Source organism: Aquabacterium sp., from assembly GCF_048860245.1.
Taxonomy (GTDB): Bacteria; Pseudomonadota; Gammaproteobacteria; order Burkholderiales; family Burkholderiaceae_C; genus Aquabacterium.
Genome location: NZ_JBLIZW010000075.1, coordinates 1 through 9,981, shown reverse-complemented (window position 1 = coordinate 9,981; position 9,981 = coordinate 1). Strand labels below are relative to the sequence as shown.

General features: G+C 58.7%; 9 protein-coding genes and 2 pseudogenes. 9 read left to right on the top strand and 2 right to left on the bottom strand.

The window, feature by feature from the left end; all coding sequences use genetic code 11:
• The first annotated feature begins 193 nt into the window (after positions 1-193).
• From ACMV18_RS09030 to ACMV18_RS09005, 6 genes and pseudogenes are all read left to right on the top strand, one after another.
• Positions 194-898: a LexA family protein gene (locus tag ACMV18_RS09030; protein ID WP_420817565.1), complete on the top strand. Its 705-nt coding sequence runs from the start codon at positions 194-196 to the stop codon at positions 896-898.
• A 16-nt stretch (positions 899-914) separates the two neighbouring features.
• A pseudogene (locus tag ACMV18_RS09025) lies at positions 915-1,028 on the top strand (hypothetical protein); the annotation flags it as partial.
• Between the two features lie 425 nt (positions 1,029-1,453).
• Positions 1,454-2,614 carry a tyrosine-type recombinase/integrase gene (locus tag ACMV18_RS09020; RefSeq protein WP_201741025.1) on the top strand — a complete coding sequence of 387 codons (1,161 nt, stop codon included), beginning with the start codon at positions 1,454-1,456 and terminating at the stop codon, positions 2,612-2,614.
• Complete coding sequence (locus ACMV18_RS09015) at positions 2,614-4,239, top strand: hypothetical protein (protein ID WP_066784039.1); 1,626 nt, start codon at positions 2,614-2,616, stop codon at positions 4,237-4,239. The genes ACMV18_RS09020 and ACMV18_RS09015 overlap by 1 nt, the downstream gene beginning before the upstream one ends.
• The gene (locus tag ACMV18_RS09010; protein ID WP_296335613.1) at positions 4,229-6,085 is read left to right on the top strand and encodes an integrase; all 1,857 of its coding nucleotides are present in this window, start codon (positions 4,229-4,231) and stop codon (positions 6,083-6,085) included. Before ACMV18_RS09015 ends, ACMV18_RS09010 begins: the two co-directional genes overlap by 11 nt.
• The gene (locus ACMV18_RS09005) at positions 6,078-6,479 is read left to right on the top strand and encodes a TetR family transcriptional regulator (protein ID WP_066784037.1); all 402 of its coding nucleotides are present in this window, start codon (positions 6,078-6,080) and stop codon (positions 6,477-6,479) included. Before ACMV18_RS09010 ends, ACMV18_RS09005 begins: the two co-directional genes overlap by 8 nt.
• Positions 6,480-6,768: 289 nt before the next feature.
• On the opposite strand, the gene ACMV18_RS09000 is transcribed toward ACMV18_RS09005, so the two are convergent.
• Together ACMV18_RS09000 and ACMV18_RS08995 are read right to left on the bottom strand one after the other, a co-directional pair.
• Positions 6,769-8,097 carry an MFS transporter gene (locus ACMV18_RS09000; RefSeq protein ID WP_127804912.1) on the bottom strand — a complete coding sequence of 443 codons (1,329 nt, stop codon included), beginning with the start codon at positions 8,095-8,097 and terminating at the stop codon, positions 6,769-6,771.
• Between the two features lie 47 nt (positions 8,098-8,144).
• Entirely contained in the window at positions 8,145-8,423 is a 279-nt protein-coding gene (locus ACMV18_RS08995) for a metal-sensing transcriptional repressor (protein ID WP_127804914.1), read from the bottom strand.
• A 66-nt stretch (positions 8,424-8,489) separates the two neighbouring features.
• Here ACMV18_RS08995 and ACMV18_RS08990 point away from each other — a divergent pair, with 66 nt between their 5' ends.
• The 3 genes and pseudogenes from ACMV18_RS08990 to ACMV18_RS08980 all read left to right on the top strand — a co-directional run.
• Positions 8,490-8,915 carry a hypothetical protein gene (locus tag ACMV18_RS08990; RefSeq protein WP_127804916.1) on the top strand — a complete coding sequence of 142 codons (426 nt, stop codon included), beginning with the start codon at positions 8,490-8,492 and terminating at the stop codon, positions 8,913-8,915.
• 66 nt (positions 8,916-8,981) lie between these two features.
• Positions 8,982-9,719: a HupE/UreJ family protein gene (locus ACMV18_RS08985; RefSeq protein ID WP_127804918.1), complete on the top strand. Its 738-nt coding sequence runs from the start codon at positions 8,982-8,984 to the stop codon at positions 9,717-9,719.
• 20 nt (positions 9,720-9,739) lie between these two features.
• Positions 9,740-9,981, top strand: a pseudogene (locus tag ACMV18_RS08980) (transmembrane anchor protein); the annotation flags it as partial.

Genomic DNA, 9,981 nt, shown 5'->3' with positions numbered 1-9,981 from the left:
TCGGGGCGCATGGTCATGGATAGAGCGATTATCCGGTCCGGATCATTCGACTGCAGACGGGTGCAGCTTGGCAGAATTTTCCCCTTCTGCAAGGGTTTTCTGCACTAAGAATAAATAAATTTACTTTATAGTTTGGGGCATGACTCGAAGCTCAACGCCTCCCGCCCTCGCCCGCACACGCCAGGCCCGCCTGATGTTGCTCTGGCTGCAGTGGCGCCTGCGCCGGCTGGCCACGGGGGAGGAGGCGCAGGAGCGCGACTTCGCCGCGAGCCTGGGGTTGTCGCCGAGCCAGTGGAGCCAGCACAAGGCCGGCAAGCCGCTGGGTGCCCGGCTCGCGCGCCAGATCGAGGCCGCCTGCGCCCAGCCCGCCGGCTGGCTGGACCGCCCGCAGGAAGACACGAGCGCAGCCGCCCCGCTGCGCGAGCTGCTCGAAGCCAGTCCCCCGGACAGCCTGCCCGCGACCACGCAGGCTCTTGCCCAGGCGCTCGGCATCGACCCGGCGGCCTATGCGCGCGGTCTGGGCCTGGCCGAGTCGCCGACCCGGGCCGGGTTTCCGTCGCCGGCGGCAGACCACCGCATCCAGCGCGTCGACCTCAATGCCGAGCTGGTCCAGCACGAGGAAGCCACGATGCTGGTGCGGGTGCGCGGCGAGTCGATGCGCGACGTCGGCATCTTCGATGGCAACCTGCTGGTGGTCGACAAGTCGCTCACCCCGGTGCATGGCGACATCGTCGTCGCCATCCTGGACGAGGAGTTCACCTGCAAGAAGCTGTACTGCCGTGACGGTGTCGTCAAGCTGCTGCCGGCCAATCCCGACTTCCCCGAGATCATCCCGCAGGAAGGCCAGGAGCTGCGCATCTGGGGCGTGGTGACCTCGACCGTCACGCGCTTCCGTTGACCCGGTCCGAGCCGACATGACCCAGCCGCTCTACGCCCTGCTCGACGGCAACAACTTCTACGTCTCGTGCGAGCGCATCTTCGACCCCAGGCTGCACGGGCGACCGGTCGTGGTGCTGTCGAACAACGATCTTACGGATCAGGTTTGTTAGTAGGATGCATCATGTCTTCCGGACCCCTGGTATTTGGATTCATCGTCTCTTTGAGACGAGTAGCAGGTGGGGGTTTGGGGGAGGAAATGGAGCGCAATGAGATCTGTGGATAACTCGGAGCTGGGACGATGGCGGGAGCTGGATTCAATCCATGTGCTTCGCCTGCTGGCGGAACACGTCAAAGAAGATCTCTCGTTCCACCCAAGATCAAGTCATCTGACCACTCGATGGCACGTCCATGTTGCCGGACATGATTGGGAGTTCTTGTGCACTGGGCCAAAGTTTTGGGATGTGCGTATGGACTGTGGCGGCGGCGGTGCCGTTGATTTGGTCATGCACATCTATGGCCTCAACTTCAAGGCGGCCGCAAAGCTTCTGAAAGACATGGGTCTATGAGGCTTGTCTTGGCCACGGCTGATCTCATGGTTGAAGGCCGATCGTTTGAGGGCTTCCCATTGCTGCTGGCCGATGACGGCTGGCCTTTGGAACCAGCACAATCGTTCCTGTGGCACGCCTTGGTCACCCAAGGAAGCATTGAAAGCAAGCTCACATGGGAAGCATATGGCCGCAGGCTTTATGACTACTTTGCGTTCTTGTCTGCCAACGGCCTGGCCTGGGATGAAGACCCAAAGCCGCACGGACTCAGCGTTGTGGCAAGGTATCGCGACTGGTCGCTCGGAGAGCTGGGCTTGAATCCCAACACTGTGAACAAGCGGTTGAATCTGGTGGTCCGGTTTTACGATTGGTGCAAACGCCAGGGGCACATCACTTACCTACCGTTTGGCGTGCGCGATGTTCGCACGCCATCGCATCAGGGCTTTCTTGCCCATGTGGATCGCGCGGGCGGCGTCGTTTCAAAACCGACGGTGATGGCGCGCGAGCGCAAGGCAACGATCAAATTCCTGACCAAAGAGCAGGTTAGGCAATGCCTTGGCGCGAGGCTTGACCCAAGCCATGCGCTGTTGTTCAACCTGATGGTTCGCACCGGGATGCGATCCTGCGAAGCGCGCACGTTTCCTCTAGCCTACGTCTTCAATCCGAGAGCCCGAAAAGGGCTGACACCTGGGCAGATGATCCGCGTCACTCTGGAGCCCGCTGACATGCACATCAAGTATGGCAAGCCCAGAAGCGTGGACGTGCCTTGGTCTCTCATGGAAGACATGTGGGCCTATTCGCTGCACCAGCGAGAAGTCCGGCAGCAAAGAGCCGGGAACGCCCCTGCAGCACTTGTTCTGACAGAGCTTGGAACAGAGTTCTCGAAAGGGGCCATTGTGGATGCGATGAAAGCCATCGAAAAGGAAGTTGGCTTTCCGGTGCGGGCGCACATGCTGCGGCACACCTATGGAACCTACACGCTGTCGGCACTGCGCAAGAGCGCTGACTTCCAGGGTGAGCCGCTGCTGTATGTTCGCGACCGCATGGGGCACTCTGACGTGCAAACCACAGCGATCTACCTGCATCTAATCAATCAGTTGGACGCACAGATCGTTTTGGCCCATGAAGACGAAATGGACATGCTGTTCGCCAACGGTGGCGAGGATTCCATAGCGATGGGGAGTCATTGATGGCCCGCGCCAAGGACTACAAGGCCAAGACACCTGCAATCACAATCGACCTTGCGGCGGATTCTGATGCATCCGGCGCGATCGTCGCGCTGCCTCCCAATCCGCGAAACCACAACATCATTGACTTGCGTCCATGGTTGGGACATGGCTTTGACGACTGGGTTTGGGCGGCAGCGACTGTCTTGAAGGCGCGACTCCACAGCGGCAACTATTCGGTGGCCAGCATTGTGAGCTTCGCGGCCAACGGGATGAAAGTCTTTCTGCCCTACCTCACAGGCAATCAAGGGGGCATCGTGCCGTCGCGTCCATCAGATATGACAGCGACAGATGTCGTTCGCTATATCGCTTGGCTCAGGCTCAAATACCCGAACGGCTCCACTGCCAAGAACTATTACTCTGCCTTCAAGTCGGTGTTGGTTGGACTCATGGACTACGGCTTCATTGACCAATCCCATGATGTTTTGCTACCTGCCAATCCGTTCCCAATGAATGGGGCGACGACGCGAGGTGAAACTCCACTAAGTCAATCTGAAATGGAGCGTTTGGCCGCGGCGCTCAAGCTAGATCTTATTGCCATTCACCACGGGGGGTTCAGCGGTTTGGACTCAGAGGCGCTTGTGGTTCTGATGCTCATTGTTGGCATGCGTTCGGGCATCAACACCACTCCGCTCCTTGAAATGAAGCGGGATTGCTTGGGTCCACACCCCTTTATGCCCAACTTGATGCTGGTCAGAACTTTCAAGCGCAGAGGAAAAGGTGCGCAATTAACGTCACTGCGGCAAACTCATATCCACGACCTTGCAGCGTCGATCCCCATGGATGGCGTCGCGGTGCTAAAAATGGTGCTGGGAATGACGCAGAACCTCGTCGCCGAGGCACCAGACGGCATCAAAGATCGTGTTTGGCTCTACCGCTCATCACAACGCGGTGACCTCAAGGGGCAAACACTTTGTCTGAATATGGGCCGCGTTCACGAAAATACCAAAGCAATAGTTCACCGCCACGGGTTGTTCGCCGATGACGGCTCAGTGTTGCGAGTCACACTTGGACGCCTACGAAAGACCATGGAAAACCGTCTATGGAAGCTCAGCGATGGCGACCTGCTTGCCGTGTCCGCAGTGATGGGCCATTCCCCCCAGGTCGCAGACAACCACTACTTGCACCTTGATGAGCGCACCAAGGCCGAGGGTGCCAAATTCATTGGCGAGGCGTTGCCAGGCAAACTCAGGGGGCACGACCTCGTGCCCACCCCCACGGGTAGTTGCAAGGACAGCTTGCAAGGCGCGCTCGCTCCGAAGGACGGCTCAACACATTGCGCGGAGTTCACGCATTGCCTAGGGTGTCCGAGCTATGCCATTGTGGGGACGGTCAAGGATCTGCACCGGCTCTTCAGTTTTCAGCGCTTCCTGATGTCGGAGGTAGGCTACTACGCCACGGACGAGTGGAGTGAGTGGCGCCTTCACCATCAGGACCTCATTGCAAGAATCGACCAAATTGCATACGACAACTTCATCCCGGAAATGGTGGCGCAAGCCAAGGCGCTTGCCGAGAAAAATCCCCATTCCTTCTGGGCGATACGCATGCGCCAGTCGCAACTGAGTCGAGAGGCACGCTATGGCCGGTAACGCGATTGCATTGCAGCCGCCAAAGGCCTACGACCTCTTGGCTGCCCAGCCCGCTTCATCCAAAGGGCTGTCGGAATCCGAGAAATCCAATATCGTGGTCAGTGCGGTGGCTGACATGGACGGCAGCAACCACGTTCTGTCCCGATTTGGTGATCCGGTGTGGGACTTCAGGCCCTACTTTGAGCAATCCAATGTGGCCGATGGTCAGAAATACATTCCCTGGCCTGAGGACTGCTCGCAAGAGTTGGTCGACGACTGCAAGGTTGTTCTGTATGTATGGTTCAAGCGAGGCCTGCCAGGCTCCAAGCCTCCGGTGGCAATGGGCATCTGCCAGACTGCCATCGCATCCGCGATTCCGATGATGCGTTGGCTGACTGCGTTGAACATTAAGAGATTCGACCAGGTCAGACCCATACACGTCGCGAACTACGTCCATCACACCAAAGCCCGCCTGACCCGCAATGCGCATAGCGTCTACGACAGCTTGCGCATCCTGGACTTCTTATGGGTGTTTCGCAACGAGACTTCATCTCCGCTTGCTGCATGTCCATGGGGCGAGAGCTCACTGTGGCGGGTCAGCGGATTGGCAAAGCAACCCGGAAACCAATTTGGGCGAACTGAAACCGGGAAAACGCCCATCATTCCTGCTGATGTTCAGGCCAAGGTGTTCAACTATTGTGAAGAGGTTCTTGCAGCGGCACCGGAAATTCTGAACGAGCGCGATGCCGGGAGGTTGGGGTTTAGAAATCCTGCGTTGATCCGCATTCGGGATGCTGCACTTTACGTCCTGTCGATAACCAGTGGCATGCGCAATGAGGAGGCGATTGGGGTCGAGTCTGGGTCATGGCGAAGCGAAGTGCGAGACGGCGTTCAATTCCACTGGGTCGCTACCACCGAGCATAAGACAGGAAAAGGCAAGGTCGAATTCTTGATCCCCGAACTCACAGTCAAAGTCTTGGATCTGATGAACCGCTATGCAAAGCCGCTTCAAGAAAAGATGGCTCTTGAAGTTGCGGAACTGGAGTGCAATCCAACACCTCAGGATTTGACGAATCGGATGCTGCGATTGGCAAAGGCAAAGCGAGACGTCAGAAAGCTTTTTCTATGCACCAGCATGTCTGGTCAGAGTGAATCGGCTGGATACCACGTTGATGCGCTATCCAATGGTGGATCAAAGGTCTCATTCCGACGATTGGCCATGGCTGCCGGAACGGACTGGCAGTTGGCACCGCACCAATGCCGTAGAACTTACGCGCGCAACATTGTGGAGTCGCGCATGGGGCGCTCCTCGCTTGTATTCCTCAAATGGCAGTTCAAACATTCCAGCATGAGCATGACCCAGTTGTATGCGTCCAACCCAATGCAGGATGCATCGCTGTTCGATGAAGTTCTGGAGGAGATGACCAACTTCAAGGTGGACTTGATTGAGTCTTGGCTTGGGGATCAGCCTTTGAGCGGCGGAGCCGGGCACGAAATCAAAAAGGCGCGCGCGATTGCCTTGAAAAGTCGCACGGCATTGTTGGCGGAGACGGCGCCTCAAGTTCACATCCGTGCTACCGGCCACGGGTGGTGCTTGGCCCAGGAAAAAGGATGCGGAGGCGCGGGATTGTATGAAACAACCCGATGTGTGGGATGTAAGAACGGTGTGATTGATCAGTCGTTTGCGGACGTCTGGAGAGGTATCTATGACCAACAAAACGAATTGCTGGCCATTGACGATGCGGGACCAGCGGTCAAGCAACGCGCTGAGCGTGACGTTCAATGGGCGCGCCAGGTTATGGTGGATCTCGGGGTGCTCCCACAAGCGTCGTGTGCGTCAAATTTGAGCGGAGCTTCAAATGAATGATCCCAAGGCTCGTAGTCGAAAGAAAACTGTTGATGAAATTCAACGGGCCATTGTGCAATTGCAGGCTGACCAAGGCAAGCTGTCCATCTCTGCGGTTGCCAAGTTGGCTGAAGTCACCCCTGGACTGATTCACAACACATACCCTGACCTCGCCGAGAAAATTCGAGGCCTGGTGGGCAAGGCGACGCGCGCCCAGCGCGACGCCAAGCATGACGCACTGGTTCATGAGCGCGAGGTAAACCGCGCTCTAAGGCAGGAACTCGCTGAGACGCGTGCGGACTTGTCAAAGCTTGCGTCGATCAATCAAGTGCTTGTCCATGAAGTGGCCTTGCTCAAGGGCATGGCCACGGGGAAGGTGGTCTCGATTCTTCAACCCAAAGGCACAGGCATTTAGTCATGTTCGCTCTGGTTGGTGGCAATAATTTTTACGTTAGTTGGTCTTGACCTATGAGATGGGAGACTGCACTCGGCCAAGAGCGACCAACTGATGTGAGAACCCGAGCGGCAGTTTGAGGCTGGGTACGGACACTCGAATTTAAGCACTGTGTTTTTTCAGAAACAGCAACCGGTCAATTGCCGAGCAGGACATTCAGCGACGGATCATGCACGCAGACCGGTCACTCGACTTACGCGGGCTAAGTCAGATAGTGCTCGCAACTGAGTGCAGGCCGAATGCCCCAATTTCATCGACCAACGCGGGGCCATTGGTGATGGAAGTCATCGACAACAAAAGGGTGTGCGTGCCGGACTTGATCGCTGGCGTCAACGGCACCACCCAGAGTGTGTGCATGTCCGCTTGGCAAGTCAGGGTGTTCGTGCTCGATGACCTCAGGGTCCTCAGAGGGCCAAACAATCGAAGTGATCCAGAAGCTCAATGCGCCCGCGCCAGCCAGGACAACAAAGGTCACTGCCATCCCATATCGAGTACCCAGCCAGCCGGCCAATGGATAGAACAACAACCAGCAGGCATGCGACAGGGCGAACTGCGCGGCGAAAAGCGCTGGGCGATCCTCTGGATGCGCAGAGCGCCGCAGCAAGCGCCCGGAGGGTGTCTGGGCGGTGGAGTAACCAAGACCGAGCGCAAACCACAAGGCCATCAGCGAAGCGTGCCCCTCAACCCATGTCCCCACGAAGAGCCCTGCGACCATCAAGCCGATACCACCTAGCATCGCGCTGCGGTCCGGCAGCTTCTCCAACAGGCGGGGCAGCACCAGTGCGGCCACCATGGAGCCCGCGCCGAAACTGGCCAACGCTACGGCCACCGCACCCTGGGTGAGGCCCAGACTGGCTTGAACGATAACCACCGTGTTGACAAACACCATGGAGCCAGCCGCCGCCACGGCCACATTGACTGCCAGCAGCCCGCGCAAACGGGGCGTGGCCAGGTAGATGCGCAAGCCGCGCGTGGTCCGGTCGTAGATGCCGCGACGCTGCGGCGCCGGATGCACCGGCAGCACCACTGACACCACCAGTGCCGCCGACGCCAGGAAACCCAATACCGTGCCGGCAAACAGATCGTGAAAGCCGATCACCGTGAGCAAGGCCGCCGCCAGCATGGGGCTGACCAGACTCTCCATGTCGTAGGCCAGACGAGAGAGTGACAAGGCCTTGGTGTAGTCCTTTTCGTCAGGTAGCACGTCGGGAATGGTGGCCTGGAAAGTGGGAGTGAAGGCGGCCGACGCCGCCTGCAGCACAAAGATCAGCACGTACACCTCCCAGATCTGGGAAACAAACGGCAGCAGCAACGCCACAGCCGCACGCACCAAGTCCAGCGTGACCAGCATGGTGCGCCGGGGCAGGCGCTCGGCAAAGGCCGCCGCGACCGGTGCTACACCCACGTACGCGATCATCTTGATGGCCAAGGCTGTGCCCAGCACCATGCCCGCGTTGTCGCCGGCCAGGTCAAATGCGAGCAAGCCCAGTGCCACCGTGGCCAGCCCGGTCCCGATCAGGGCAATCACCTGAGCTGCGAACAGATGGCGGTAGGTGCGGTGGGCGAGTATGTCCAGCATGTTGTTTCTCGGGGTCGAAGTGCTCGGGTGCGGAGGGAGCCCGGGGCTCAGAGGTAACGGGTGATTTCCTTGAACTCGTCGAGGGAATGGCGCTGACCGGTGCCCAGAGGCCCCACGAGGTCTTCGAGGCAGTGATCCAGGTGGTCCCGGATCAGGGCATTCTTGGCTTGCTGGATCGCTTTCTCAACGGCCTGCAGCTGCTGAGCGACATCCAGGCAGGTACGTCCCTGCTCCAGCATTTCTATGGTGCTGCTCAGGTGTCCGCTGGCTCTGCGAAGGCGTTTGATGATGGCTGGGTGGGTGGCATGTGTGTGCGGTTGCGTCATGGCTGATCGTATCCCCTGGGGGAGGTTACTATAATCCCTCGACCAACACTGAATGCATCAACACCCATGACCCTGCGCTTCCCCCGCTCCTTGCCCCCTGACCGGGCAGCGCTGGGCGTGCGATGGCTGGTGCTGGTGGTGATCATGTTCGGAACTGTCTTCTCTTCGATCGGGGGCACGAGCTCCCACGGCCTTGCTGCCATCGCAGCGTCGATCCACGTCGCTCCGCTTTCCTCTGACGGTTCGCACGAACATGCGCATGGACATGCGCACGAAGATGAACAGGGTGGAGACGACGGATTGGCGATGGTGAATCTGAGCGCCGCTGCCGACCATTCCCACCATGGGGCGGATCACTCGCACGACAAAGCGCACGCCCTGCCCGTCGCCTGGAGCTCGTCGGCACCGCAGCTCCCCGATTGGGTCGGGCGGGTGCGGCCGTGGATTGAAATGGTGCAGGCGTCCAGGCTGGAACGCCCGCCCATGGGCTGAGACGCTTCTCGCTCCCCGCACTGCTCCACGCAGTGCTCCCCCTTCTTTCAGACCATCGGAGTCTTTATGCACAGTCCTGTCCTCGACAGGCTGCCAGGTTCGCCTTGTGCGATCTGGCAGTCCCGTCTGCTTCTACTTTCAGCCTTCTTCATCTGCCTTTTATTGGGCAGCACAGAGGCCTTTGCCCACGCCGTCACAGCAGGGGACAAGGGCTACATCCAGGAAATTTCGGGCGTCAATCTGCTGCCCTTCATGTACCTGGGCGCCAAACACATGATGACGGGCTACGACCACATCCTGTTTCTGTTCGGTGTGATCTTCTTCCTCTACCGCATCAAGCACATTGGCATCTACGTGAGCTTGTTTGCGTTGGGTCACTCCACCACCATGATCCTGGGCGTTTACTTCAACGTCGGGATCAACAGCTACCTGATCGACGCGATCATCGGTCTGTCCGTCGTTTACAAAGCCTTGGACAACATCGGTGCTTTCCAGCGTTGGCTGGGGTTCCAGCCCAACACCAAGGTGGCAACCTTGGTGTTCGGCCTGTTCCACGGCTTTGGTCTGGCGACCAAGATTCAGGAGTATGAGATCTCGACCGACGGCTTGGTGCCCAACCTGCTGGCCTTCAACGTGGGCGTGGAGATCGGGCAGATGCTGGCACTGGCAGTCATCCTGATCGGCATGAGCTACTGGCGCCGCACCCCCAGCTTCGTTCGCAATGCCTACACCGCCAACGTCGCCATGATGAGTGCGGGCTTCATCTTGGTGGGCATGCAGCTCACCGGCTATTTTGTGTCTTGAACACCCAAGGAATATTCAATATGTACAACAGTGATACCCCCCTGCGCGCCGAACTGCCTTCCTCCAAGCAACTGGTGCGCTCCACCATCCTGGCTGCCATCTCTGCGGTGGTGCTCCTGGTTGCCGTCGTGCTGCCGGCTGAATACGGCATCGATCCCACCGGCATCGGGCGCGTCCTGCGCATGACCGAAATGGGTGACATCAAGCAACAGCTGGCGGCAGAAGCTGCTGCCGATGCGGCCGCTGCCGCCCCGGTGGCGCC

Coding starts and splice junctions, on each gene's coding strand:
- ACMV18_RS08990 (WP_127804916.1), top strand. CDS start 8,490: ATGACCCTGCGCTTCCCCCGCTCCTTGCCCCCTGACCGGGCAGCGCTG.
- ACMV18_RS09000 (WP_127804912.1), bottom strand. CDS start 8,097: ATGCTGGACATACTCGCCCACCGCACCTACCGCCATCTGTTCGCAGCT.
- ACMV18_RS08985 (WP_127804918.1), top strand. CDS start 8,982: ATGCACAGTCCTGTCCTCGACAGGCTGCCAGGTTCGCCTTGTGCGATC.
- ACMV18_RS09015 (WP_066784039.1), top strand. CDS start 2,614: ATGGCCCGCGCCAAGGACTACAAGGCCAAGACACCTGCAATCACAATC.
- ACMV18_RS09005 (WP_066784037.1), top strand. CDS start 6,078: ATGAATGATCCCAAGGCTCGTAGTCGAAAGAAAACTGTTGATGAAATT.
- ACMV18_RS09010 (WP_296335613.1), top strand. CDS start 4,229: ATGGCCGGTAACGCGATTGCATTGCAGCCGCCAAAGGCCTACGACCTC.
- ACMV18_RS09030 (WP_420817565.1), top strand. CDS start 194: ATGTTGCTCTGGCTGCAGTGGCGCCTGCGCCGGCTGGCCACGGGGGAG.
- ACMV18_RS08995 (WP_127804914.1), bottom strand. CDS start 8,423: ATGACGCAACCGCACACACATGCCACCCACCCAGCCATCATCAAACGC.